At 64.7% G+C, this 24,721-nt stretch carries 26 protein-coding genes and 1 pseudogene; 9 read left to right on the forward strand and 18 right to left on the reverse strand.

Features of this window, described 5'->3' with window-relative positions:
* Positions 1-3: 3 nt before the first annotated feature.
* Positions 4-1,008, reverse strand: coding sequence for a UDP-glucose 4-epimerase GalE (gene galE, locus MRUB_RS10805; protein ID WP_013014393.1), 1,005 nt, complete (start codon positions 1,006-1,008; stop codon positions 4-6).
* Between the two features lie 39 nt (positions 1,009-1,047).
* On the opposite strand from galE, the gene MRUB_RS10810 reads away from it, so the two are divergent.
* The 3 genes from MRUB_RS10810 to MRUB_RS10820 are packed head-to-tail and all read left to right on the forward strand — an operon-like array spanning position 1,048 to position 5,586.
* Positions 1,048-2,388, forward strand: a complete 1,341-nt coding sequence (locus tag MRUB_RS10810; protein ID WP_013014394.1) for a CaiB/BaiF CoA transferase family protein — start codon at positions 1,048-1,050, stop codon at positions 2,386-2,388.
* Positions 2,389-2,390: 2 nt separating this feature from the next.
* Positions 2,391-4,754 (forward strand): penicillin acylase family protein, encoded by a 2,364-nt coding sequence (locus MRUB_RS10815; protein WP_013014395.1) that lies wholly within the window; start codon positions 2,391-2,393, stop codon positions 4,752-4,754.
* A 22-nt stretch (positions 4,755-4,776) separates the two neighbouring features.
* Positions 4,777-5,586 (forward strand): hypothetical protein, encoded by an 810-nt coding sequence (locus tag MRUB_RS10820; protein WP_013014396.1) that lies wholly within the window; start codon positions 4,777-4,779, stop codon positions 5,584-5,586.
* Between the two features lie 64 nt (positions 5,587-5,650).
* On the opposite strand, the gene MRUB_RS10825 is transcribed toward MRUB_RS10820, so the two are convergent.
* Complete coding sequence (locus MRUB_RS10825; RefSeq protein ID WP_013014397.1) at positions 5,651-6,670, reverse strand: pectin acetylesterase-family hydrolase; 1,020 nt, start codon at positions 6,668-6,670, stop codon at positions 5,651-5,653.
* Positions 6,671-6,763: 93 nt separating this feature from the next.
* On the opposite strand from MRUB_RS10825, the gene MRUB_RS10830 reads away from it, so the two are divergent.
* A complete protein-coding gene (locus MRUB_RS10830; protein WP_013014398.1) occupies positions 6,764-7,222 on the forward strand; it encodes a hypothetical protein in 459 nt (152 codons plus the stop codon).
* A 47-nt stretch (positions 7,223-7,269) separates the two neighbouring features.
* On the opposite strand, the gene MRUB_RS10835 is transcribed toward MRUB_RS10830, so the two are convergent.
* The 10 genes from MRUB_RS10835 to MRUB_RS10880 form a co-directional block, all read right to left on the reverse strand.
* Positions 7,270-8,529: an ABC transporter permease gene (locus MRUB_RS10835; RefSeq protein WP_013014399.1), complete on the reverse strand. Its 1,260-nt coding sequence runs from the start codon at positions 8,527-8,529 to the stop codon at positions 7,270-7,272.
* A complete protein-coding gene (locus MRUB_RS10840; protein WP_013014400.1) occupies positions 8,526-9,242 on the reverse strand; it encodes an ABC transporter ATP-binding protein in 717 nt (238 codons plus the stop codon). Before MRUB_RS10840 ends, MRUB_RS10835 begins: the two co-directional genes overlap by 4 nt.
* Before the next feature lie 27 nt (positions 9,243-9,269).
* Positions 9,270-10,499, reverse strand: coding sequence for an efflux RND transporter periplasmic adaptor subunit (locus MRUB_RS10845; protein ID WP_013014401.1), 1,230 nt, complete (start codon positions 10,497-10,499; stop codon positions 9,270-9,272).
* 23 nt (positions 10,500-10,522) lie between these two features.
* Positions 10,523-11,137: a YIP1 family protein gene (locus MRUB_RS10850; protein ID WP_013014402.1), complete on the reverse strand. Its 615-nt coding sequence runs from the start codon at positions 11,135-11,137 to the stop codon at positions 10,523-10,525.
* A 66-nt stretch (positions 11,138-11,203) separates the two neighbouring features.
* On the reverse strand, positions 11,204-11,722 hold the full coding sequence (locus tag MRUB_RS10855; protein WP_013014403.1) for a hypothetical protein: 519 nt from the start codon (positions 11,720-11,722) through the stop codon (positions 11,204-11,206).
* Between the two features lies 1 nt (position 11,723).
* Positions 11,724-12,482 (reverse strand): hypothetical protein, encoded by a 759-nt coding sequence (locus MRUB_RS10860; protein ID WP_013014404.1) that lies wholly within the window; start codon positions 12,480-12,482, stop codon positions 11,724-11,726.
* Positions 12,483-12,570: 88 nt separating this feature from the next.
* Positions 12,571-13,251, reverse strand: coding sequence for an ABC transporter ATP-binding protein (locus MRUB_RS10865; protein WP_013014405.1), 681 nt, complete (start codon positions 13,249-13,251; stop codon positions 12,571-12,573).
* Positions 13,251-13,637 (reverse strand): GntR family transcriptional regulator, encoded by a 387-nt coding sequence (locus tag MRUB_RS10870; RefSeq protein WP_235438215.1) that lies wholly within the window; start codon positions 13,635-13,637, stop codon positions 13,251-13,253. The genes MRUB_RS10865 and MRUB_RS10870 overlap by 1 nt, the downstream gene beginning before the upstream one ends.
* Positions 13,638-13,709: 72 nt before the next feature.
* Positions 13,710-16,049 (reverse strand): penicillin acylase family protein, encoded by a 2,340-nt coding sequence (locus MRUB_RS10875; protein WP_013014407.1) that lies wholly within the window; start codon positions 16,047-16,049, stop codon positions 13,710-13,712.
* A gap of 118 nt (positions 16,050-16,167) precedes the next feature.
* Positions 16,168-16,566, reverse strand: coding sequence for a VOC family protein (locus tag MRUB_RS10880; protein ID WP_013014408.1), 399 nt, complete (start codon positions 16,564-16,566; stop codon positions 16,168-16,170).
* A gap of 81 nt (positions 16,567-16,647) precedes the next feature.
* Here MRUB_RS10880 and MRUB_RS10885 point away from each other — a divergent pair, with 81 nt between their 5' ends.
* Positions 16,648-16,863: a CDGSH iron-sulfur domain-containing protein gene (locus MRUB_RS10885; protein ID WP_013014409.1), complete on the forward strand. Its 216-nt coding sequence runs from the start codon at positions 16,648-16,650 to the stop codon at positions 16,861-16,863.
* Between the two features lie 60 nt (positions 16,864-16,923).
* A complete protein-coding gene (locus MRUB_RS10890) occupies positions 16,924-17,883 on the forward strand; it encodes an aldo/keto reductase family protein (protein WP_036198654.1) in 960 nt (319 codons plus the stop codon).
* On the opposite strand, the gene MRUB_RS10895 is transcribed toward MRUB_RS10890, so the two are convergent.
* The 3 genes from MRUB_RS10895 to MRUB_RS10905 all read right to left on the reverse strand — a co-directional run bounded on the left by MRUB_RS10895 (position 17,873) and on the right by MRUB_RS10905 (position 19,967).
* Positions 17,873-18,970: a glycosyltransferase gene (locus MRUB_RS10895; RefSeq protein ID WP_013014411.1), complete on the reverse strand. Its 1,098-nt coding sequence runs from the start codon at positions 18,968-18,970 to the stop codon at positions 17,873-17,875. The genes MRUB_RS10890 and MRUB_RS10895 overlap by 11 nt on opposite strands.
* Before the next feature lie 67 nt (positions 18,971-19,037).
* Entirely contained in the window at positions 19,038-19,436 is a 399-nt protein-coding gene (locus tag MRUB_RS10900; RefSeq protein WP_013014412.1) for a hypothetical protein, read from the reverse strand.
* A 102-nt stretch (positions 19,437-19,538) separates the two neighbouring features.
* On the reverse strand, positions 19,539-19,967 hold the full coding sequence (locus tag MRUB_RS10905) for a hypothetical protein (RefSeq protein WP_013014413.1): 429 nt from the start codon (positions 19,965-19,967) through the stop codon (positions 19,539-19,541).
* A gap of 152 nt (positions 19,968-20,119) precedes the next feature.
* Between MRUB_RS10905 and MRUB_RS10910 the strand changes: the two genes are divergently transcribed.
* Complete coding sequence (locus tag MRUB_RS10910) at positions 20,120-21,463, forward strand: FAD-binding oxidoreductase (RefSeq protein WP_013014414.1); 1,344 nt, start codon at positions 20,120-20,122, stop codon at positions 21,461-21,463.
* A 309-nt stretch (positions 21,464-21,772) separates the two neighbouring features.
* On the opposite strand, the gene MRUB_RS10915 is transcribed toward MRUB_RS10910, so the two are convergent.
* The 3 genes from MRUB_RS10915 to MRUB_RS10925 all read right to left on the reverse strand — a co-directional run bounded on the left by MRUB_RS10915 (position 21,773) and on the right by MRUB_RS10925 (position 24,031).
* Entirely contained in the window at positions 21,773-22,780 is a 1,008-nt protein-coding gene (locus MRUB_RS10915) for a hypothetical protein (protein ID WP_013014415.1), read from the reverse strand.
* Between the two features lie 75 nt (positions 22,781-22,855).
* Positions 22,856-23,389, reverse strand: coding sequence for a YceI family protein (locus MRUB_RS10920; protein WP_013014416.1), 534 nt, complete (start codon positions 23,387-23,389; stop codon positions 22,856-22,858).
* A 9-nt stretch (positions 23,390-23,398) separates the two neighbouring features.
* A complete protein-coding gene (locus tag MRUB_RS10925; protein ID WP_013014417.1) occupies positions 23,399-24,031 on the reverse strand; it encodes an SDR family NAD(P)-dependent oxidoreductase in 633 nt (210 codons plus the stop codon).
* A gap of 152 nt (positions 24,032-24,183) precedes the next feature.
* Between MRUB_RS10925 and MRUB_RS10930 the strand changes: the two genes are divergently transcribed.
* Both MRUB_RS10930 and MRUB_RS16355 read left to right on the forward strand, forming a co-directional pair.
* Complete coding sequence (locus MRUB_RS10930) at positions 24,184-24,408, forward strand: addiction module protein (protein WP_013014418.1); 225 nt, start codon at positions 24,184-24,186, stop codon at positions 24,406-24,408.
* A gap of 81 nt (positions 24,409-24,489) precedes the next feature.
* Positions 24,490-24,711: pseudogene (locus MRUB_RS16355) on the forward strand (type II toxin-antitoxin system RelE/ParE family toxin); the annotation flags it as partial.
* Positions 24,712-24,721 lie beyond the last annotated feature (10 nt).

Raw genomic sequence — 24,721 nt, forward strand, 5'->3', positions numbered from 1 at the left:
GGGCTAGGCGTATCCCAGAATTTCTTTGCGCTTCTGGCCCCAGGCCAGGGCGCTGGCGATGCCCTCGTCGATCGAGTGTTCGGCCTTCCAGCCCAGGAGCTCCAGGGCCCGGTCGGCGTTGGCGTAGGCCCCGGCCACATCGCCGGGGCGGGGCGGGGCCTCGCGCTTGGGGATGGGCCGCCCGTAAACCCGCTCGAACGCGGCCACCAGCTCCTTGACGGTGACGCCGTGCCCGGTTCCCAGGTTGATGACCACGTAGGGACTGCCCACTTTTTCAATGACCTGGTCAAACTGCTCCACCGCTTTGACGTGGGCCATGGCCAGATCCCACACATGGATGTAGTCGCGGATGCCCGAGCCGTCGCGGGTGGGCCAGTTTACGCCGGTGATGGTGAACTCGGGTAGTTTGCCCAGCGCCACATCCACCATTTTGCCCAGCACGTGGCTGGGTTCGCGCACGTGGATGCCCGAGCGCAGCTTGGGGTCGGCCCCGATGGGGTTGAAGTAGCGCAGGGCAATCCCGCGCAGACGGGTGGCTTTGGACAGGTCTTCCAGCACCATCTCCATCATGTACTTGGTGCGGGCGTAGGGGGAGCTGGGCTTGAGCGGCGAGGTCTCGGTGACTTTGAACCCCGGCACCGCGTCGTAGATGGAGGCCGAGGAGCTGAACACCACTCGAGGGTAGCCGAGTTCTTCCAGGTTTTTGAAGAGCTCGAGGCTCTTGCAGACGTTTTCGCGGTAGTAGAGGTAGGGCTGCTCCACCGACTCCGGCACCACAATCCGCGCGGCGCAGTGAATGGTGCTGTGAATATCGGGGTGCTCCCGGAAGATGCGCTCCAGCAGGGCCCGGTCGGCGATATCGCCCTCGTAGAAAATTTTGCCCTCGGTAAAGACCCGGGGCCCGGTTACCAGCGAGTCCAGGAGCACCGGGGTATGGCCGGTGTCGAGGAGTGCGTGGGCGATGGTGCTGCCGATATACCCTGCTCCACCTGTAATCAGAACCTTCATGCCGCCGATTCTACCCATAAAAGCTTTAGTATCTCGAGCATGAGCGCGCTGGATGGTCTCAAGGTACTCGACCTTTCGCGGATTCTGGCCGGCCCCTTCTGCACCCAGATGCTGGCCGACCTGGGGGCGGAGGTCTGGAAGATCGAACCCCCCAGGGGCGACGACACCCGTGGCTGGGGCCCCCCCTTCTTGTCAAAACGACAGCCACCCCCTTCCCCCCTGGCGGGGGATGAGGGAAACCTGGCCGAGCCCGATGAGCACCCTGGCTGGGAACTGGGGCGGGAGGGGGAAAGCGCGTACTATCTCTCCTGCAACCGGGGTAAAAAGAGCCTGGTGGTCAACCTCAAAGACCCCAGGGGCCAGCAGGTGGTGCAGGAACTGGCCCGGCAGGCCGATGTGCTGGTGGAGAATTACAAAACCGGCGACCTGGCCCGCTACGGGCTGGACTACGCCAGCCTATCCAGGCTAAACCCACGGCTCATCTACCTGTCCATTACCGGCTACGGCCAGACCGGCCCCCGCGCCCAGGAACCCGGTTACGATGTGGCGGTGCAGGGTTTGTGCGGCATCATGTCGGTCACGGGGGCGCCGGAGGGCCCGCCCATGCGCGTACCAGTGGCCTGGATTGACCTGATGACCGGGCTGCATGGGGCCGTGGCGGTGCTGGCTGCCTTGCAGGAACGGGCCAGGAGCGGGCAGGGGCAGCACATTGACCTGGCCCTGTTCGACGTGGGGCTTTCGGCCATGGTTAACCTGGCCCAGAGCTACCTGCTGACCGGTCAACTGCCCGAGCGGCTGGGCAACGGCCATCCCCAGATTGTGCCCTATGGGGCCTTTGAAGCGGCGGACGGCTGGTTCATGCTGACCATCGGCAACGACGAGCAGTACCGGCGGGTCTGCGAGGCCGCCGGACACCTGGAGCTGTGGGAAGACCCGCGCTTTCAGACCAATGCGGGCCGGGTTACCCACCGCGCCGAGCTTTTGCCGAGGCTCGAGGCCATCCTACGGGCCCGTCCGCGTAAGGAGTGGCTCGAGCGCTTCACCCAGGCCGGGGTTCCGGTCACGCCGGTGAACAATCTGGCCGAGGCCCTGGCCGAGCCCCAGGCCCAGGCCCGGGGTATGCGCCAACAGGTGCAGCACCCCTGGCTGGGGACGGTTCCGCTGCTGGGCTCCCCGCTGGCCCACTTCTCGCGCACCCCAGCCCAGATTCGTTCACACCCCCCGCTGCTGGGGGAGCACACCCAGGAAGTGCTGCACGCAGCCCTGGGCCTTTCTTTGGAGGAGATAAGCGCGCTGGAAGCCGCCGGGGTGGTCAAGACCCACCAGGGGCGTTCGACAGGCCCAACCAACACCGCAGCGATTCCATATACTGAGGAGTAACTATGCACAGGCGGCTTTTGTGGCTTATGGGTTTGCTGGTGCTGGCTTCCTGCGTGCCGGTCAATCAGGTACAGCAGGTGCAGGGGCTTGTGGGGCCGGTGCGCATTACCTTCGACCGCTGGGGGGTTCCGCACATCCGGGCTCAGGCCAGCGATATGGACGTGTTTTTTGCACAGGGCTACGTGCACGCGCGCGACCGGCTTTTTCAGATGGAGCTGGGCCGCCGGGCCGCGCAGGGGCGGCTAGCCGAAATTCTGGGCAGCGGGGCCATCGAGCAGGATCGCTTCTTCCGCACCTGGGGCTTCTACCGGGCCGCTCAGGCCGCCCTTCCCAACCACAGCGAGTTCACCCGCCGAGCCCTCGAGGCCTACGCCGCGGGGGTCAATCAGTTCATCCGCGAGGGCCACCTGCCCCTTCCCTTTGCTCTGCTGGGCTTCACCCCCGAGCCCTGGACCCCCGCCGACACCCTGGCCTGGGGCAAGCTGCAGTCCTACGACCTGGGGCAGGTCTGGCAGGACGAGATAGACAACACCTTCATCCTGAACAAAGTGGGCCTCGAGGGCTTCAACGACCTGCGCGGGGCCTATCCGCAGGGCTGGCCCACCATCCTCCAGCCCGAAGACCTCCGCAGCCTGGACGAGCGCGCCCAGAGCCGCCGGGTATACCAGCCAGCCGCACTCTCCCCTGACCTCCTGGAGCGGCTCGAGCGGGTGGCCGCGTTTTCCAGGCAGCTCAGCCTCGCACCCCAAAACCCCGACCAGGGCTCCAACAACTGGGTGCTGAGCGGTGCGCGCACCACCACCGGCAAGCCGATGCTGGCCAACGACCCCCACCTGCGGCTGCAAAACCCCGCGCTGTGGTACATCGCCGACCTGCGCGGCCCCACCTACCACGCCATTGGGGCCACCATTCCAGGGGTGCCGGGGGTGTTTCTGGGGCGCAACGACCGGGTGGCCTGGGGGGCCACCAACGTGCGGCCCGACGTGATGGATCTGTTTGTGCTGGATTTGGAAGGAGGGTCGTACCGCACCCCGCTGGGCCTGGTTCCGCTACGGGTTCGGCAGGAGACCATCCGGGTGCGGGGGGCCGACCCGGTGACCATCACCGTGCGGGAAAGCGAGTACGGCCCGGTGATCTCCGACCTGGGCCCGGCCTTCCTGCGGCCCGGCCTCACGGCGGGCGCCGCCATCGCTACGGAAAAGCAGGCGGTTGCGGTGCGCTGGACGGGCCTCGACCCGCAGGACACCACCCTGGACGCCTACCTGGGCATGAACCGCGCCCAGAACGCCGAGGAGTTCCGCCAGGCCCTGAGGCGCTACGTGGCCCCCATGCAGAACTTCGTGTATGCCGATGTGGAGGGTACCATCGGCTATTTCGCACCGGGCTGGGTTCCCATACGCGACTGGGACGGGCGCTTCCCGGCCAGCGCCAGCAAGGGGCAGCAGTGGAAGGGTTACCTGCCTTTTGAGCGGCTGCCCCAGGTGGTCAACCCTAAGGAGGGGTTTGTTGCGAGCGCCAACAACCGGGTGCTGCCGCACGGCGGGCCGGACATCTCCAGCTACACCACCGAGGTCTTCCGGGCCCAGCGCATCCGCGAGCTGATTCTGGCCACACCCAGGGCCAACCTCGAGGACATGGCCCGCTGGCAGGGCGATACCTACTCCATCATTGCCCGTGAGCTGCTACCGGGATTGCTGGCCCTACAGCCCCAGAGCGAGGCGGCCCGACGTCTGCAAAACGCGGTGCGCAACTGGGACTTGCGGGCCGAGCTGGACTCGGTGGGGGCCACAGCCTTTGCCTTCTACTACCGCGAGATCTCCCGAATGCTGGAGGATGAGCTGGGCCTGCGCTACCCGCCGGTGCCCTATACCTTCATCAAAACCCTGCGCGAGGAAGGCCGCTGGTGCCAGGATGCCCGCGCGGGCATTCGGAACTGCGCCCAGTTTATGGCCCAGGCCCTGGAGAAAGCCGGCGCCGAGCTCGAGCGCCGCCTGGGCCCCGACCCCTCCGGCTGGCAGTGGGGCCGGCTGCACCAGGCCAGCCTGACCTCCCCCCTGGCCTCCGCGCCGCTTGTTGGCGGCCTGTTCAACCGCACCATCCCCACCCCCGGCTCGATGCACACCGTGAACGTAGCCAACTACAACCAGGACACCTTTCTGCACACCTCGGGGGCCAGCCTGCGCACCCTCTTCGACCTTTCTGACCCCGACAACAGCCGCATCATCTACCCCATGGGCCAGTCTGCCGACCTGTTTAGCCCCCACTTCGACGACCTGCTCTGGCTCTGGCGCGACAAGCAGTATATTCCCCTCAGCACCCGTCCGGCTGACTGGGGGCCCACCTGGACGCTCGAGCTGAGGCCGTAGACCCCTCCCGTACAATCAGGGTGTGCAAGCCCTCCCCCATCCGCACATCCCCTTGCAGGCCTCCGAGGGCGCGCTGTTGCGGGCCAGGGCCATGCAGGCCTATTTGCTGGCCTTGCGCCAGGGCCTGGCCCGCTATGCCGAGATACCGCCCGTGCACCTGATGGTGCTGAACGAAGCCGACTGGGCCGCCCGGGTCAAGCACCCCTATGGTTTTCCCTTCCAGCGCACCAGCCTGCGTGAAGGGCTGTACCTGTTTCTACCGGCCCGCTACCCCGAGCGCCTGATCTGGCGGCTGCGCGAGGCCCTGGTTCCGGCCATCCAGCGAGCCGGCAAACCGCCAGGCCAGCCGGGTGATTTCCTCGACCTTAACCTGGGCCACGAGTATGCCCACGCTGTGGCCGTGGCCTGGAAGCTGCGTACCCGGGTTCGCTGGGTAGATGAGTTTCTGGCCAACTACCTCTATCTTCTTGCGCTTCACCTGGCCTTGCCGGAGCTCTACCCCAAAGCCAAGCAGTGGGGCCTGCTGCTGGCCCAGCTCACGCCCAGCGAGCCCAGCCTGGGCAGCTACGAGACCAGGCCCAAGCGGCTTTCCGATCAACTCTGGTTTCAGGGGCAGTTCACCACCGAGGCCGCGCGGCTGGTGGAAGAAAGGGGCGATGCCTTGCTGTGCGGTCTGCTAGAAGCCGCTCCTCTCAAGAAATCGACGGTGCACAAGCTGCTGGTGGGCCTCGAGCCGCGCCTACGCGAGTGGTTTGTCAGCTTTGCCCCCCAAAAGCGGCCCGGTTCTAGCAAAGCCGAGCTGGGGTGGGAGGAGGTGGGCGATTCGTTTTGAGCGAGCCATCAACGGTTAGCACGTTGACAACCCGCATCTGGCCCAATTGCAGCCGGCCCTGTGTTTACCTGGGCGGGGCCACATCGCCGGGCCTGCCGTTCGACACCAGCCTGCTCAGCCAGTCCACAAAGCGCACATCCCCCACCCTGGTGCTGTAAAACTCGGGCCGCCCGATGATGCAGTGCTGGGTACCGGGGGCCAGGTAGCTATAGAAGTTAGGGGCTGCTTGTTTAATGGAAGCCAGGTTGGCCAGCGCGCCCTGCACCCACTGCTGAGCGATTTCGGGGGTGGGGCGCGGCTGGCCCACAATCAGGCTGTAGAAGAAGATCTGCACCTCATCGGCCAGGGTGCTGTACTGAGCAAAGCTGCGGTTGGGGTAGGCCCTGGCAAAGATCTGGTACAGGTCGTTGGAGCCCAGTTGGGCGGGCTCGAGGCCCCCAATCCAGCCAGGAAGCGCACTTTGAATACCCCAGGCCCTCGAGGCCACCGGGAAGAACGAGGCCGGGGCCACCCCCAGGGCGGCATCCCCTAGCTGTGTCACCTGCGCGTTGGGGTAGCGGCGCATAAAGTAGGGGGCCCACATAATCGAGCCATAGCCGCCCGCGCTGCAACCGGTAACAAGTATGTTCTGCGGATTGGGGATGTTGTTGAAAACCCAGAGCACCGCCTGGCGGGCGTTGACGGCCCCTTTATGCTGAATGGTCAGATCGCCGTAGCGGGCCGTGTTGTTGCCCCAGTGCAGGTCGGCAGTGCAGTAGGGCACGAACACGTGCGTCCAGTCGCGGAAGGGGTTTTCGGGGTTATTGCGGTTGAAAATGCCCTGACCGGCCTGCAAGTCCTGAAGCTGCAGGCGGGTGGTGTAGAGGCGGGACTGGGGGTTGCAGGTGGCAGCATCCCAGCAGGCCCCACCCCCCTGAAAATTGACGATCACCTTATCGGCAGCCCCCGGAGCCACATAAAAGCGCCAGGGCGAGCCATCCGAGCAAACCGCCGCACCCCCCGGTCGAATTTCCTGCCAGCCTGCCGGGGCCTGGGCCAGGGCGAACCCAATAACCACAACCAACGCCGTCAACCAACGTTGCATACTGCCTCCTTGGTATAAGCTTATCGCAATTTGGGCCAAATGCTTTAAACTCTGCTGGGACGGCCTTCTTGCAGGGCCGTCTGGAGGTGAAAGGTGAAAAAACTACTCGTCTTGTTCGTAGCCATGGTCTTAGGTGGGGCTTTTGCCCAAGGACGGTTCTTCGGCGAGGTGGCCGGCGGGAACGTCAACCTGGTGCCCAACTTTAGCCTGAGCGCCTCTGCCCGCATGGGGGCCGAGAACGTGCTAGGCCCACTGGCCCTGCGCGGCGGGTTCGGGCTGCAAACCAACAGCGGGGGCACTGTTTTTGTTATCGGTGCAGACGCACTCTACTTCCTGCGCAACCCTGGGCTGGACTTCTACTTTGGGGGTGGGCTGGGCCTGCAAGCTGGGGGCAACACCGTGTTTGTTCTCTCCGGCGCGGCCGGCCTCGAGCTCCCCGTAAGCGGCAGCTTCAACTTCCTCGTTGAGCTGAAGCCCGCAATTTATTTTGCCGGTGGCAGCAGCCAGTTCGGGCTCGGCGTGGAGTTTGGGCCCCGGCTGTACTTCCGCTAAACCCAAAGACCCAACCCATAACCAGGGATCCCCAATCCCTGGTTTTCTTATTCGTAGCGCAGGGCCTCGATGGGGTCGAGCGCCGCCGCCCGCGCCGCCGGCCATACCCCAAAGAACAGGCCCACCAACGCGCTCACCGCCAGGGCCAGCAGCACCGTCGCTGGGTTGAGGATAAAAACTTTGAAGAACGGCACCGTCGCGGTAATCACCAGCAGCAGACCCGCAGCCAGCACCACGCCCAGCAGTCCCCCCACCAGCGTGAGCACCACCGCTTCGATCAGAAACTGCTGGCGGATCTGGCTCGAGGTCGCGCCCAGCGCCTTGCGCAGGCCAATCTCGCGGGTACGCTCGGTTACCGAGACCAGCATGATGTTCATAATGCCAATCCCGCCCACCAGCAACGAGAGCCCGGCAATGGCCCCCAGCAGCGCCTGCAAAATTAAGGTGATGGAGCGCAGGGTGTCCTGGAAACTCTCGGTGGAGGCAATCTGGTATTTGCCCTTACCGTAGCGGCCCTCGAAGATGCGCTGCACCTGGCGGGTGACCTGCCTGGCATCGGCTCCTTTTTTGAGGGAGAGCACCACAAAATCGTACTGGCCCTTGCGGGCGGTGGGCGAGGTGTTCCAGATCAGCTCGTTGGGGACGTACACGGTTGCCGCCGCCCCCAGACCCCCAAACAGCCCCCCGGGGGGCTGCAAGACCCCCACCACGGTGAGCTCGAGGCGGGCCCCGTTCGGATAGTACAAACGGGCCACCTGGCCCACCGCCTCGCGGCCAGGAAACAGATCCCGGGCCGCCCGGTCGGAGAGCACCGCCACCGCCAGCCCGCCCCGCGCTTCGGCCTCGCTGAAGTAGCGCCCTTTAGCCAGCTTGTTGGTGGGGTCGAGCCGGGGCAGGTCGCCGGGGGTGCCCTGGAGCTGGATGGAGCGCCGCGTGCCAGGCCGCACCTCGTACTGCGCGCTGGTGAAAAGCTGCGGAATGACCGCGGCGGGCAGGGTTTGCAGGGCCAGGATGTCCTCCTGGCGGATAGGCGCGGTGCTGAAGTCCTGGCCCTCGTTGAAGTTGGGCTGTACAAAAATCGAACGGCCCGCGATGGCCTCGAGGTCCTGGGTGATGCCTGCCGTGGCCATCTGACCCAGCGAGATCATGGCCGTGACAGCAAACACCCCAATCACAATGCCCAGCAAGGCCAGAAAGCTGCGCAGTTTGTTGCCCCACAGCGACTCGAAGGCCATGCGGAAGTTCTCGAGCGGGTTCATGCCCATGGGCCCAGCCGGAGCCGCGGGGGTCGGTCTGGCTGGGTTCATGCCACCCCTCCTTCGGCCACCCGGCCATCGCGCAGCCGCACGATGCGCTGGGCCCGGGCCCCCACATCCGGCTCGTGGGTCACCATCACGATGGTCTTGCCCTGGCGGTGCAGGGCATCGAACAGCCCCAGAATCTCGTCGGAAGACCTGGAGTCGAGGTTGCCGGTGGGCTCATCGGCCAGCAACAGGTCGGGCTCCTGCACCAGGGCCCGCGCGATGGCCACCCGCTGCTTCTGCCCCCCTGAAAGCTCGGAGGGCAGGTGGTCGAGGCGGTCGCCCAGACCCACCGCCTCGAGCGCCGCTCTGGCCCGCTTAAGCCGCTCTGCCAGCGGCAGTCCCCGGTAGACCAGGGGCAGGGCCACGTTGTGCAGCGCGGTCAGGCGGGGTAGCAGAAAAAACGCCTGGAACACAAACCCCACCCGCTGGTTGCGGATGCGGGCCAGTTGGGCCTCGCTCAGGCCGCGCACCGGCTCGCCCCCCAGGCGGTACTCGCCCTCGGTGGGCGTGTCGAGCAGGCCGATGATGTGCATCAGGGTAGACTTGCCCGAGCCCGAAGGCCCCATCAGGGCCACATACTCGCCGGGGTAGATGGTCAGGTCGACGCCCGAAAGTGCGCGCACCTCCACCGTGCGGGTGCTCGAGCCCGAGCGGTAGACCTTGGTTACGCCCCGCATCTCCACCACCGGCACTTTTTCACGCTGGGAAGCAGCCATCTCTAACCTCACTCCTGCCGCCTGGCATCAGCGCCCCCCGGCCCCGGGCAGGCGGTAGCTGACCTTGCTACCCTCTTTAAGGGTTTCAGGCGGCAGCGAGACCAGCAGGCTGTCCTCGGCCAGCCCCTCCACCGCGGCCTGGGTCAGGTTGCGGGCCTTGAGCACGATGGGCTGTTTGCGCACTGTGCGGCTCTGGGTGTCCACCACCCAGACAAAGCGCTGCCCCTGCTCCTCGACCAGGGCCTCGAGGGGAATCTTGAGCGCGCTGGGCAGGCGCAGGGTGGTGATGTTGGCGGTAGCGGTCAGGCCGGGCCGGGCCAGCGCCTCGGCCTGCGGGTCTAAAAACCGTATAAACACCGGCAAGACCGCGCTCCCCCCGCCAGCGGCCACCTCGGCCTGCACCCCCAGGCGATCCACCTTGCCCTGCAAGGGCTGCTCCGGGGCGGCGTCGAGTTCGATCCGCACCGGCTGACCGGGGCGCACGAAGGGAATCTCGGCCTCGGATAAGCGGGCCTGTACACGCAGGCTCCCCGCCTCCACCAGGCGGATGGCCGGGGCGCTGGGCGAGGTTCCACTGCCGCCGGGCGCGGTGGTCTCGACCCCCACCAGGAAGCCCACGCTCGAGACCACGCCGGCCACCGGGGCCCGCAGCGTGGACTGGGCAATGGTTCGCTCCAGGGCCGCAAGCTCGTTCTGCCGGGCCTGAAGCTGGGCTTGCAGTTCGCGCTGGGTGCTGAGGCGGTTTTGCAGCAGGCTGGTCAACTGGGCCTCGAGGTCTTTCACCTGGCGTTCGGCCTGGCGTACCTCGTTGGCGGCCACCCCACCGGTGGCCAGCAGCGCTTGCAGCAGACTCAGGTTGCGCCGGGCCTCCTGGAGCTGGTTTTGCAAACGGGTGCGGTTGCTGGCAAACTCGGCCTCCTGGGCCTGGATCCGCGCCCGCAGGGCTTGCAAATTCTCGGCGGCGACCCGGCGTTGCGCGGTCTCGTTGACGGTCTCGAGCACCGCCAGCACCTGCCCGGCCTGCACAGCCTGGCCCTCCCGCACCCGCACCTCGGCCACCCGGCCCGGCCTAGGGAAGGTGAGGGTATAAACCCGCGCCTCCACCGTCCCACTAGCCCTTACCTCCCGAATAAACTCACCCTGCTCCACCCGTACCACATTGACTGCAAGGCCCTGCTCAGCCCTCGGGCGCAGCAAACCGAGCAGGGTCAAACCCAGCGACAGGGCCACCACAAGAGCCCAGAACCAACGTTTCATGCTTATTGCCTCCAGTTATAGCCCTAACCCTGGGCCAGGATACCCCACAAGGTAAAAGCCAGCGAAACAGCAGCCACTGCCAGCGTGGCCCAGAGGGCTCGAGCCGGGGCCAGCACCCGCAGGCCCGACCAGATAATCCAGAACGACCAGATGGAACCTAGCATTCCCAGACCCTGCAGCACACGGGTGCCCACCGCAGAACCCACCACCTGCTGGTACTCCCGCTGCCAGGCCCGCACCGCTTCGGCATCGGTCATGGGCGGCACCGGGGGCAGATCGGCGGTTACCGGGAACAAAGCCCCAAAGGGTATCAGCACCAGCCCTACCAGCAAGGCTGGAACATTGGCCCAGCCATACACCTCCCAGGCCCGGCTATCCGGCCCGGCCAGCAGGCGCACAATAAGCCCGCCCAGCCCCCAGAGGATCATGCCAACCACCACCCCGCCCACCAGGGCCAGCACCATCTGCACCACCCAGCCCCCAGGCAGCAGGCCGGGCAGTAATCGGAGTAGCAACACCTGCCCCAGCGAGGCCGCCGTGGTGGCCGCAATCACAATGAAAAAGGGGGCTACCAGGTTGGGCTTGCGCTCGGCCAGGGCTCGAAAAAAGTGGGTGGGTTGCAACAGGACGTCCAGCATAATCACCTCACCTCACAGTCTAAGCCTGCATCAAAACCACTGGGTGGGTTGCGCCGTCGGCCCCAGCTAGTTCGTGCAGCTAGCCCCTGGGCCCACCTCGAGCACCACCCCGCTGGCGCCGTCGAATTCCAGCCGGGTTTCTTCGGAGATAAAACCCCTGGTGCAGCCGGGCTTCAAGGGGGTGTCCTCGAGGCGCGCCTCACCGCCTTGGTACCCAAGGGCATAGGGCTGGGTTCCCTGGGGGCGCAGGGTGTACTGGCCAGCGACCCAGCGCCCGTGCAAGCGGTACTTGCCTCCTTCCAGGCTGCGCTCGCACCCAATACAGACCCCACCGCCGCTCACCTCCACCACCCCACGCACCACCTCGGTGGTGGCTGAAACCACCCCGGCGTCCACCGACCGGCGGTTCAGATCGAACAGATCCTGGGTCAGCCCCAAGGCTGCCAGGGCCACAAAACCAACCCCTACCCAGCGGGCCGTGGGGCTGAAGGTGCCCGTCCACAGGCGATAGCCCGCATAGGCCAGCCAGGCGAATACCAGCCCAAACACCACCCGTTCGAAAGTTCCAAAATGCGCATTGGGCATCTCAGGCCTCCACTTCCTGCCACAAGCGGCTGGCCGCCCAAAAGAGCGGCACCATCAGCGCCAACGAAAGCACAAAGCCTTCGGTCGGCAGACCGGGAAAGCTCTCCCACAACCCCCGCACCGCGGGGTTCTGCTCGAAGGTGGGCGCCGGCAGCCGCCACGGTGGCAAAAGCTTGTAAAACAGGTCGCCAAAAAGCCGCACACTCCACTCCAGCACCTGGCCCATACCCACCACACCCATCACCAAAGCGATCAGGGTGGCTTTACCCGGGGTATAGGCCGTCACCCAGAGCCCCAGGAAAAGCGCCGGAACCACCAGCGCCAGCCCCCCCAAAGCGTAAAGCCAGAGGCTAGCCCCCAGGCCCAGGGGCAGGCCCATCCCCACCTGGGCCAGCCAGAAAGTCATAATGAGCCACACCGCCCCGTTAAAGAGGCTCAGTACGGCCCCACCAAAAACCGCCTTGGCGGCCAGGTGCAGCCAGGCCGGCTGAGGCGAGCCCAGCAACAACGACCAGCGACCCGCGCGGTATTCACGCCAAAAATCCTGGGCCAGCCCCACCAGCAGCACAGTGTTTACACACATAGCAAAAAACGCCGTCGTAGAGACCACGGCGATGGCCGACTCGAGGTTGCTCCCTGTCCAGGCAAAGATCTGGCGGGCCAGCAAAAACCAGGCCGCCACCCCCAGCAAGAGCCCCAGTCCAAATACACCAAACTTACGCAGCTCGAGCCAGATCAGAGTCGAAAACGTGTTGATCAAGTGAACCTCCTCCTAAGGTTGGGGTTAGGCCCCGCCCATGCGCCAATCCGCGTCTTCCACACCCTCAAGCTCATTCTTGGCAGCTCCGTCAGGCCAGCACCTCGATAAAGGCGTCCTTCACGCTCTGCCCCCGGGCCCGCAAGTCCTCGGCCAGGGCATCCAGGGCCAGGCGGCCCTCCTTCAAGAGCAGCACCCGCTCAAAAATCCCCTCGGCCTCGCTCACCTCGTGGGTTGAGAGCACCAAGCAGGCCTCCTCCCGCCACTCCAGCACCAGGCTTTTGAGGATGCGGTCGCGCGAGATCACGTCTATGCCCGAGAGCGGTTCGTCGAGTAAGAACAGCCGGGCGTCGCGGGCCAGCACCATGGCCAGTCGCAGACGGGCCCGTTGCCCCCGCGACATCGCGCGGTAGCTCTGCTGCGGCACCTCCAGGAAGGCCAGCAGTTCGCGGTAGCGCCTGGGGTTGAAGTCGGGGTACAGCCCCCGCATAAAACGTTCGGCATCGCCGGGGGTCATCCAGGCGTACAGGTTGTCGGCGTCGGAGAGATAAGCAATCTGGCCCCGGTTCTCGCGTGGGCTTTTTCCCAGCACTTCCACCCGGCCCTGGGTGGGAAAGAGCATCCCGGCCAGGAGCTTGAGGGTGGTGGTCTTGCCCGAGCCGTTCAAGCCCAAAAGCCCCACCGCCTGCCCTGGGTAGAGCTCGAGGCTCAGATCGTGCACCCCCTCGGTTTTACCGTAGCGCTTGGTCACGCCAATGAGTCGGGCCAACATCACCGCACCTCCCCGCCGCTGTTGGCGCCCAGGCTTCTAAGGGCTTTTAGGGCCTCCTCGAGGCCCAGCCCCAGGCTCTGTACCTCCGACCAGAAGCGCTGGGCGGCCTCTTGCAGAATGCGAAGCCGGATGCCCTCCACGTTTACATCCTCCCGCACAAAAGTACCCAGGCCCCGCCGGGTCTCGGTGATCTGGGCCATCTCGAGCTGGCTGTAGGCGTGTATCACCGTGTTGGGGTTGACCTTCAAGGCCGCCGCCAGCTCCCGCGCCGAGGGCAGCTTATCCCCTGGCTTCATCTTCCCACTAGCCAGCATCCGCTCCACCCCCCGCACGATCTGCGCATAAATCGGCCCTGCTTCCACGTCCAAGTCCCACAATCGAGCCACCTCCTTAGTGCACTAGCTATCTAGTACACTAAAACTCAAGCAACAATATGTCAAGCCCCAAACCCTGCTGCCCTAACGCAGGGGCTCGAGGGTCTGGCGCGTCCTGAAACTGGTCTCGCCCATGCGCATGGGCAGGTACTGCCCGCCCGCCCATTTAGCCAGCAGGTTGTCGTACCCACCGGACAGAAGCGCCCCGGACTGGCCCATGGGGATGATGAAGAGGGAACGCTCGAGGTCGGCGAAATCCAGGATCTGCCGGTAGCTGCTCCCCACGGTCATGCGGAAGGTGCTGGGGTCGTAGGAGGCCCGGTTCAGGGTGTAGCGGTCGCCCCCGTGGGGCACGGCCCGGTCGGACAGGCGGTTGAGCGGCGGAACATTGGTCAGAATGGCGTGGGGGAAGGTGGCCCGGTGCACCTCGCCCCAGCGCGGGGGGTTGTTGCCAAAGCGGTCGAGGGCCTTATCGAGGGCGAGGGCAGCAAATTCCAGGCAGGTCTGGGTATCGGGGGTCTGGCAGGCCGGGTCGCCCTGGCGCATGGCGGCCAGCAGGTAGCGGGGCTGCTCCCAGAACTCCTGTTCTACCTCCTGGCTGGGCAGGCGGGTCAGCTCGGTGTACCAGGCCTGGAAGACCGTGGGCTCGACCTGCTCAGCCCGCATCACCCCATCCCAGGCCAGCAAACGGGCCTTCCACTGGCGCGCGTTCTCCGAAAGCGGGTTGAGCAGCTCCAAAACCGGCTTAAACTCCCGGTACAAGAGGCTGGTAATGTCCTGTTGCATGGCGACCATGTCTTCCAGGGAGAGTTTTTCCTTAGCCAGTATCAGCTCGCGGATGCGCTGGGCCCGGTAGGGTTCCTCCCACTCCAGCGAGATGGTGTGCGGGTAGTTGGGGGCGGTGACCTTGTTGTTGGCGGTGACGATAAAGCCCTCTTTGGGGTTATAGACTTGCGGCCACTGATCCTGGGGCAGGTAGCCCTGCCAGTCCCAGTTGCCGTCGCCCGGCACCGGCATCAGGCCGGAGTGGCCGGGCCGGCGGATGGGAAAGCGGGCCGGGGCCATATAGCCGATGTTGCCGTCCACATCGGCATAAACAAAGTTCTGGCTGGGCGCGTTGTAGAGGGCCAAGGCCGCCTTGAACTCTTCCCAGTTCCGCGCACGGGCGATCCCCAGGAAGGCCTCGATGGTGCGGTCGGTGGGGTCGAGGCTGGTCCAGCGCAGCGAAAGCGGCCTCGCACCGGGGTTTTTGACCACATCGTTGATCACCGGCCCGTAGCGGCTTTCCCGCACCTGTAGGGTCACGTCGGGCTCGCCTTTGACCTTGATCACCTCGGTGCGGGTACGCCAGGGCTCAACCCGCCCCTTGTAGCGATAACCCCCGGCAACCTCTTCCATGATGTACAGATCCTGCACGTCGGCCCCAACGGTGGTCACCCCCCAGCCGATGCGCTCGTTGCGGCCAATCACCACCGCCGGAAGCCCCGGAAAGCTGCTGCCGATGGCCTTGTAGGTAGGGGCCTCGATGTGCACTAGGTACCAGACCGAAGGAGCGCCCAGCCCCAGGTGGGGGTCGTTGGCCAGCAGGGGCTTTCCGCTCACGGTGCGCGCGGGGCCGATCACCCAGTTGTTGGAGGCCCGGGCCATCAGCTCGCCCGGCAGGTGCAGGGCCTGGGGCAGCCGGGCTGCCAGGCTGAGCAGGGAGCGGGCCGACTCCCCGTCCGGCCTGGCCGGCGGAGGAAGCTGTAAGTCTTCGGCCTGGAGCACGGTGGGCGCATCGGCGGGGTAGGGGGGTTTGAGCTGGGCCATGCGGGCCGGGGTCATGCCCTTGGCCGCCCATTGCAGGCGCTGAAGCTCGCTACGCCAGTTGCCCGAGAGGTCATAGGACATCATCTTGGCCCAGACCAGCACATCGGCGGGCTTCCAGGGTTCGGGCTTGAAACCCAGCAGGCGGAACTCGAGCGGCAGCGGCGGGTTGGTAGCCAGGTAGGCGTTGATGCCAGCCACATAAGCGTCCACCACCGCCTTGGCACTGGGCGATAGGCTCCCATAGGCCTGCTCGGCAGCTTTGTAGAAGCCCCAGATGCGTAAGAAGCGGTCTTGCTCCAGGGTGGCCTTCCCGATCACCTCGGAAAGCCGCCCGGCCCCCACCCGGCGCTGGAACTCCATCTGCCACAGCCGATCCTGGGCGTGGGCCACCCCCAGGGCAAAGAAGGCATCCTCGTCGGTCTGGGCCTTGATGTGGAGCACGCCCTCGGCGGTGCGGCTCATCTCCACCGGCGCCGAGAGGCCCTTCAGGGCCAGCCGCCCCGAATGCTGTGGGATGGTGGCTGCCCGCAGCCAGAACCAGCCCCCCACGGCCAAAACCAGCGCCAGCCCCACCACCACCAGTAACAAGCGTCCTAGCAAACGCAACAAGCGCACAGCTCCTCCTTGCTTTGGCCCCAGTATAAGGTCTTTTGAAGGGTGCGCCCTGGGCCCACCACCCTGCACAACACGCGCTTGCCGAGATCAAAGCCCCCTGGCGGGCTCTAGCGCCCCCTCAGATCGGAGTGCCCTCACCGCGCCAGAAAGCCCGACCCCCCGATTTACGGCGATCCAGGAAGAGTTCCACCGTGTTGCCATCGGGGTCTTGCAGGCTCAGTACCCAGGCGATGCCGCGATCCTCCAGGTGGAAGGGCACCCCCTCGAGCCGCACAAAATCCTGGGCCGCTCGGAAGTCCTCTTCGGATCGGACGGCAAACCCCAGCACCACCGAGCCCGATGGCGTGCCCTCGCTAAGGGCCAGCTCGTAGTGGGCCAGGTTCTCCGAGGAAACCAGCAGGGCAGTTTTGCGGAAACGCTCAGAGAGTTGCAAGTCCAGGAAGCGGGTGTAAAAAGTGACGGCGGCCTCGAGGTGCCGCACGGTCAGGTGTACATAGGCCAGACGGGTGGTGTACATCCAGAGTATTCTGGAATGCCGGAGCCCCCAGGTCAAACCCAAGCTTTCTAACACGCAGCAGGCGCGGTTAGAATTGCATCCATGAAAATCGAGTTTCGCGAGAATGGCTCCATCGGTATCGAAACCGGCGGCAGGTACGTCTTCCGTCAGGGCGACCAGGAGGTGGTCATCGAGAAGCCCCGGGTCTCGCTGTGCCGCTGCGGGCACTCGAGCAATAAGCCCTTCTGCGACGGCACCCACAAGTCGGTGGGCTTCGTGGCCCCGGCTGCGGTCATCGAGCTCGAGGAGCCGAAGTAACCCAAGTCCCAATCGCGCTGGTGCTCCAAGATAAGATGGCGGGCGGAGGTTAATATGCCCATGCGCTATCGCAAACTTGGTCAGTGGGGCTTGAAGGTTTCGGAAATTTCGCTGGGGGCCTGGGTCACCTACGGCGATGCGGTGCAGGACCTCGAGCGCATCAAAACCATCACCCGCATCGCCTACGAGGGCGGGATTAACTTTTTCGACAACGCCGATGTCTACGCCAAAGGGCTGGCCGAAGAGCTGATGAGCAAGGCCCTGCTGGAGCAGTTCCCCCGCCACGAGCTGGTTTTGTCGAGCAAAGTTTTCTGGCCCACCAGCGACGACGCCAACGGCCGGGGCCTCTCGCGCAAGCACGTGCGGGAAAGCCTCGAGCGCAGCCTGAAGCGCATGGGCACCGACTACCTCGACCTGTACTTCTGCCACCGCTACGACCCCGAGGTGCCCATGGAGGAAATCGTCAGCACCATGAGCAACCTGGTAGACCGGGGCCTGGTGCTGTACTGGGGCACTTCCGAGTGGCCGGCGGCCCGCATCGTGGAGGCCGTGCAGTTTGCCCGCCACAACGGCCTGCACCCGCCCGTGGTGGAGCAGCCGCAGTACTCGATGCTCTACCGCGAGCGGGTGGAGCAGGAGATCCTGCCCGAGACCGAGCGCTTCGGGATGGGTATGGTGGTCTGGAGCCCGCTGGCCATGGGCATGCTCACCGGGCGCTATGACAAGGGTGTCCCCAAGGACAGCCGCTTCGAGCGCTACCCGCAGTTTGGCAACCGCTTCCTGACCGAGGAAAACGTCAAGAAAGTCAAGGCCCTCAAGAAAGTGGCCGCCGAGCTGAACCTCACCCGCACCCAACTGGCCCTGGCCTGGGTCTTGCGGCAGCAAGGCGTGAGCAGTGCCATCACTGGCGCGACCAAGCCCGAACAGCTCGAGGAAAGCCTGGGCGCCGCCGGGGTAGACCTGCCCCAGGAAGCGCTGGAAAAAATCGAAAAGATTCTGGGCGAAAAGCCTAAAGCCTGAGGATATACTCGGCCAGCCGCACGATATCGTTTTGCAGGTTAAGGGTTTTGCGTTCGGGGGGCCGGTCTTTGAGTTCCCGGATTTTCTCGGCAATCTTGCGGGGATGGCGGATGTAGTACCCCAGCTTCTCGTGCCGAATTAGTTCGACGTTGCCGTGCTCCTGCGGCCACACGTAATCGCACACGATCAGATCTTTGCCCTGGGAGAGCACCTCGGCGATGGTCGCAGGGCCGGCTTTGGAAACCACCACATTGGACACATTGATGAGCTCGTACATCTGGTAGGTAAAACCGAACACAATCAGGTTGGATAGCCGGTTTTTCTGTTTGAAGGCCTCGAGCTGCCGGTAGAGCTTCTGGTTGTATCCACACACCACCACCACGTTGATACCCTCGATCCTGACCAGCTCCCGCACCAGCTTGAAGCTGATCTTGAGGCCGGCCCCACCCCCCGTCACCAGCACGGTGTAGGGATGAACCAGGCCCCACTCCTCGCGCAGCCGGGCTACCTCGGCGGGCTCGAGGGATTTGTTGTACTTGGGGTCTATAAGGGTCTGGAAGTAGTGCAGGTTTTCCGGGGGCACCCGGTAGCGGCGGGCGATGCTGTAAGCCTCCGGGCTGGCCACCACGTACTGGTCTTTGGTGTCTATGAACCAGTACAGGTGCGGGCTGAAAATATCGCTCACCACGGTGAGGGTCTTGGGCCTGTGCTTGCGCACGTAGGGCAGCCGGCGAAAACCGTGGTTCACCGGGTAGCAGTAGATGATCTTATCGGGGCGAAACTCCTCCAGGTACTCGTTGATGGCCGGGGCCAGGCGCATCCCCAGCACCCGCGCAAAGGTCTGGATGGCGGGCCGGGTCTGGTAGAAGGCCTGAAAAACCGTAAAGAGCCAGCGCTGCTTATTGACCGAAAAGTTGTAGCCGTCCTGGATGGCCTGGGCAATCCAGCGCGGCCCCACATCGAAAAAGTTGAACAGGCGAACCTCGGACTCGGGCTCGAGCTCGGTCAGAAGTTTGTGCAAGTTCTGTGCCAGGGCAAAGTGCCCGCCCCCGGCCTTGGTGTAGACCAGCAAAATTCGTTGCGGCATAACCCGCGCAGCACAGGGCCACGCTTCTCCAGCTTAGGGCATTTGGAGGCAAATGACGAATATACGTTCAGGCCAGCGGCCGGTGGCAGAGCCAGACCTCGCTCTTGGCCCGCCAGCCCTCGGGCAGCTCGATAAACCGGCTGGGCGGCGGCACCGCCAAAACCTTGTGCCCTACAATGCTGAACTCAATCGTGGTAAACAGCCGATCGAGGGCCTGCCCCAGCGAGCGGGTCTCCAGCGGGCTAAAGCGCAGGCGCGGTAGCCTGGCCTCGAGGCTCTTGCAACCAGCATAGGGCAGCAGCTCGGCGGGATCGCGCCAGCGCCGCGGCGGCCCCACCAGCAACTCAGCCAGCACCAGCGAGAGCCCTGGATAGCGCCGCAAGAACTCCTCGGGGTCAAACTCCAGCGAAAGCTCGAGGTTGACCTCCACGTCCTGCCATACTTCTCGTCTAGCAGCACTCGCCATACCTCAGCTTGCAACAAGCAAAGCCTTCAGGTCAAGCGCAAATAACCCGTTCCAGACAGCAAAACGAGCGAAAATGTGTCTGACAGTTAAGAGCGTCCAGCGTCAATCGGCGAACCAGCGCAACCAGGTTGCCCGGGCCAAAAACTCAGCCTGGCGCTTGAAGCGATCCGCCACCGCGTGGGTCTCGAAGGCCTGGACGGTATCCCCGGCGTAGCCCCAGGCCAGGCCAATAGCCTTAAGGCAAGACCACTGGCCCTCTTCGTCGCCCAAAAAGCGGTAGACGGCCAAAGCCCTCGACAGCAAGGTAATGGCTTGGTGGGTTTCGCCCTCGTATAAGCTGGCCACCCCCCAGACAAACAGGCTCTGGGCCCAGGCCCGGTTCTCCCCCGTGCAACGCGCCAGGTGTTCGGCGCGCTGCGCCGGTGCGCTGGACTCCAGCGGTTGCTGCTCTAGCTTGTGCCAGGCCTCGCGCAGCAGTCGTTGTAGGTTCTCGCGTACGGTAGGTTGGTGTGTGTTCGTCAGAGCGCTCATCACTACCCGCCAGGGTATCAGTTTGTGCCGACTTGCTCGGCGCATCCGTCACCAGCGGTTTTCACTTAACGCTCATCGGCTGTTCATGGGCCAAAAATCACCGCGCTCGAGGGTCTTGTCCACTTCCCACTTCCTTCGGGTAGGCTAGAGCCATGGTGGAAAGCCTCCAACGCCGCTTACCCCAAAAAGTCAGCACCGCCCCCGCCGACCTGGAAACCCATGGCAGGGATGAGGGCTACCCAGCCCACCACCCGCCCATCGCGGTGGTCTATGCCGAAGGCCTCGAGGACATTCAAGCCACCCTGGCCTGGGCCCGCGAACACCGCATCCCGGTGGTGCCCTTTGGGGCCGGAACCAGCATCGAAGGCCATGTGATCCCACAGGGGCCGGCCCTCTCACTGGACCTCTCGCGCATGAACCGGGTGCTGGAAGTGCGCCCCGAGGATTTCCTGGCGGTGGTGGAGCCCGGCGTAACCCGCAAAACCTTGAACGAAGCCCTCAAGGGCACGGGCCTGTTCTTTCCGGTGGATCCCGGGGCCGACGCCTCACTGGGCGGGATGGCCGCCACCAACGCCTCGGGCACCACCACCGTGCGCTATGGGGGCATGCGCCAGAACGTGCTGGCGTTGCAGGTGGTGCTGGCCAATGGCGAGGTGCTGGAGCTGGGCCGGGGGGTGCGCAAGACCAGCGCCGGCTACGACCTGAAAGACCTCTTCATCGGCTCCGAGGGCACCCTGGGTATCATCACCCGCCTCACCCTGAAGCTGCACCCCATCCCTGAACACATCCACACCCTGCGGGTCTTCTTCGAAAACCTGACCGACACCGCCCAGGCCGCCTACGCCGTGATGGCCAGCGGGCTGCCGGTGGCCCGCCTCGAGCTGGTGGACGAGATTGGCATAAAGGCCATCAACCGCTACCTGGGCCGCAATTACCCGGAAAAACCCGTCCTGTTCCTGGAATTCCACTCCTCCACCCGCGCGGCCCTCGAGGCCGAGTCCCGCCTGGCCCTCGAGCTCATGCAGGAGGCCGGGGCCATCAGCATAGACGCCGCCCACACCCAGGAAGAGCGCACCGCCCAGTGGGAGGCCCGGCACCAGTCTTACTGGGCCCTGGTCAACCTCTTTCCCGGTAAGGAGTACCTCTCCACCGACACCGCCGTGCCCATATCCAAGATGCCCGATCTGGTGACCTATTCCAACCGCTTGCTGCGCGAGCTGGGCCTGACCGGGAATATCCTGGGGCATGTGGGCGACGGCAACTTTCACACCCTGGTGGTCTGCGAGCCGGGCGACCCGCGGGCCGAGGAGTTCTCCCTTCGGCTGGTGGAGCACACCCTGGCCCTGGGCGGCACCTGCACCGGCGAGCACGGGGTGGGCCTGCGTAAAAAGAAATACCTGCCCAAAGAGCACGGCCCGGCCCTGGCCTGGATGCGCCAGATCAAACAACTTTTCGACCCCCACAACCTGCTCAACCCCGGAAAAATCTTCGACTAGCGCAAGGTCGCACCTGCCCATTGCGCCGGTCTGGGCTGTAAGGGGAAGCGTTGCGTAAGGTCGGCTTCGACCAGTCCCGGCCGCCAGCACCGGATCATACCGTTTTTGCTTGAATCCTTCGCCACCCTGCGCAGCCAGAGGTGAAGGATTCAAGCCGACCGAAGGGAGTAGAAAAGCCTTTCGGTAGTATCGTTTAGGCTTGTCAAAGTGAACGATACTACCGAAATACGTATCAGGACGGGAGCCCTCCATCTAGTGGTGCCATCGGCTACCGAAAAACGAGCCTGCGCCCCGTAGCCAGAGGCTGGATTAGTTTTTCAGCCCCAGCCCAGGCGCACAGTGTTTGCTGATCAGTTTGAACTGGTTCTGGAAGCCATCCGAACGCTGCGACATCCAGATGCCCACATCATCGTGGCGCGAGACCAACTGCCGGATGGGGCCACCGGGCCGCCCAAAGGCATCGGTATAGAAGATCTCGGGGCCGTTGCGGTTGTACCAGTAGACCGGGCCGTGGTAGGCCTCGCGGTCACAGCCGCGCAACCCGCTAAACCCGCTGAAAACCTGCTCGGTGTAGTGCAGCTCGGAGAGGTTGGCAGGGTTCATGGTGGTGATGGGGTCGAAGACGGCGGTGGAGGCCACCACCTCGACCTTATCGGCCAGGCGGAGCCTGAAGGCCCAGATCTCGTAGAGCGAGCCGGGGCTGTTGCCATGGCAGCCGGTTCCCGGAAGGGTCATGACGGTGCGGCCAATGTCGTTGCTGGGGTCGGCGTCGCCCAGGGTGAGGTCACGCTGGCAGATGGAGCCCACCAGGCCGGTGTCGGCCATCCCCTGCACGCTCACCCGGTGCCCGCTGGGGGCCACCAGATCGAACATTAAGGAGTGCTGGCGCACGCTGTAGCGGCGCACCCCGCCGGTGCCCATGTGGGCCACGATGCGGGTGCTGGTCAGGGCCACCCGGTCTTCGTCGTTGCGGGTATTGCGGTTGGCCACGAAGACCTTGAAACCCTCGTGGGCCTCCGGCATACCCGCCAGCTTGCCCACGTAGCCAAAGGGCGGCAGCTCGGGGTTGGCCAGGCTGGTGCGGGGGTCGTCGCCGTGGTCGTGGTCGAAGTAGCACCCGTACTCGGGGTCTACCTGGGGGTGCCAGGTGGGGTACAGCTCGCCATCGGGGCCTCTGACCACGTGGCGGTTGTGCACCCAGTCGGGGCAGGCCTGCCCCGCAACGGGTGTGGGTTGGTTGGGGGGTACGGCCTCGGGGGCGTTGCAGGCCAGCAGCAACCACACCAGAACCGAGAACTGGGCGGTTCGTTTCTGCATGGAATCCCTCCAGGTTTTTAAGAGTATCAAGATCGCTTGGCCCCAAGTGCAGAAGGTTCTTTAACTTCGCTTTACTTAACGCGGAAGCGCTCGAGCCTCCAGGCGCACCTCCACCGGGTCGTTGACCCGCAAAAAGAGCAGGCTCGGGGGGGTCAGCCTCCATTCCGAGAAGCTGGTGTTGAACCCCCCCACAAAGCGGTAGGCGCTGCCCTCGCGGGTGAGTTTGCCGGCTATGCGCACCGGACGACGGGTTCCGCTAATTTCCAGCGTTCCCAGCAGCACGGCGTCCTCACCGGTCTGGGTCAGGCGCTCCACGTCCAGGCAGCTCAGGGGAAAGCGGTTGACGTCGAATACCCCCCGCGCGTCGGCATCGCGCAAGGGGTTGCCCGAGTCGAAGCGGCTTAGCTCCACGCAGACCTGGCCCGAGGCCTCGCCGGTCTGGGGGTTCCAGCGCACCGTACCGCGCACGCTGGTGTTGCTGCCCTCCCAGCGGCCCAGGTTGTAGCTGGCCGCATAGGTCACGCGCCCCTCGATGGTGAACTGGCTGGTCTGGGCCTGCGCACCGCCCGCCAGCAAAGCCAGCCAGAGCAACACCAGCCAATTGCGCATCTTCCTCCCCTACCTGATCTCGAGCACTTCCGGCATGGGCTCGCTCAGAACACCCTCTAAGATACGCGCCGCGGCCTCGTCTGGATGCAAGGCGTTTTTGGGCGCACCCCCCAGGGGGGCCCAGAGGCCGGTGGCCACCGCGGGCAGCCGCACCAGGCAAAAGCGCACCCCTTCGCGGCGGAATTCCTTGCGGGCCACGTTCAAAAGCCCCTCGGCCCCCAGCTTGGTCGCCGCATACCCCGACAAACCCGGTACGGCAATCAGCTCCGGGTAAACCCCCAGCAGCACCCCCCGGGCCTGCGGGTTAAAGGCGGCGTATTTGAGCACCCGGGCCAGGCCCGTAAGGTTGGCGGCGGAGAGGCGCTCGAGGTCGCCCATCCCCTGCTCGCGCAGGCTGGCTTTCTGCACCGCACCCGCCGCGTAGATGAGCAAGTCCAGCGGCCCCACCTCCTGGGCCAGCGCCTGCACCTCGAGCTCGTGGGCCAGCTCGGTGGGCACGGCCAGGGCCCCCAGGTCTCGGGCCAGAGCGGCCAGAACCGCACCATTGCGGCCCGAAAGCCACAACCGGCCCACCCGCCCGGCCAGCCCCCGCGCCAGAGCCTGCCCAATGCCCCCCGTCGCGCCCAACAGCAAGGTATTCATGGTCTCAAGTTACGTGTGTTTGCTGCCAAACACCGTGAGGCAGAAGCAAATCCCGCAAGAGGCTGCTCTTCTACAACGGGCTAAAGTTCCTCACAGCCCCAGAGGGCAAATCAACCCAGCGGTGGCTCCCACCAAGTTGCTACAATGAACCCATGCGCAAGGAACAGATTCTCGAGCAAGCGCTGCAACTAGACCTGAAAGACCGGGCCGAGTTAGCCCAGCAGCTCCTCTCGAGCCTTGAACAGATCAGCCCCGAAGAGCACGACCGCCTCTGGACAGAGGTGGCAGCCAGACGTGCCGAGGAGTTGCAAAACGGCAAAACCAAGGGTTACTCCTGGGAAGAAATTAAACAAGATGCCCTCTCCCGACTTGGATAAAATCTTCCATCCCGAGGCCAGGTTGGAGTTTGTCCAGGCAGCAGAGTATTACAGTCGGTATCGCCCGAGTTATCGCGCAAGTTTGTGGTGGCCTTCGACGAGTTGCTAGAGCACCTTAAACAGTTTCCCGAGACCGGGGTTCAGGTTCACCCAATAGGGGTGCGCCGCCTGGTCATGAAGAAGTTTCCGTACAAAATCTTCTACATAGCTGACCCAGACGCAATTTTCGTCGTCGCTGTGGCCCACGAAAGACGTCATCCCGAGTACTGGCTGCACCGACTGGATGAGCCAGGGCAAAAGTAGGCTCGAGGGG

This window comes from Meiothermus ruber DSM 1279, from assembly GCF_000024425.1.
In the GTDB taxonomy this organism is placed as follows: Bacteria; Deinococcota; Deinococci; order Deinococcales; family Thermaceae; genus Meiothermus; species Meiothermus ruber.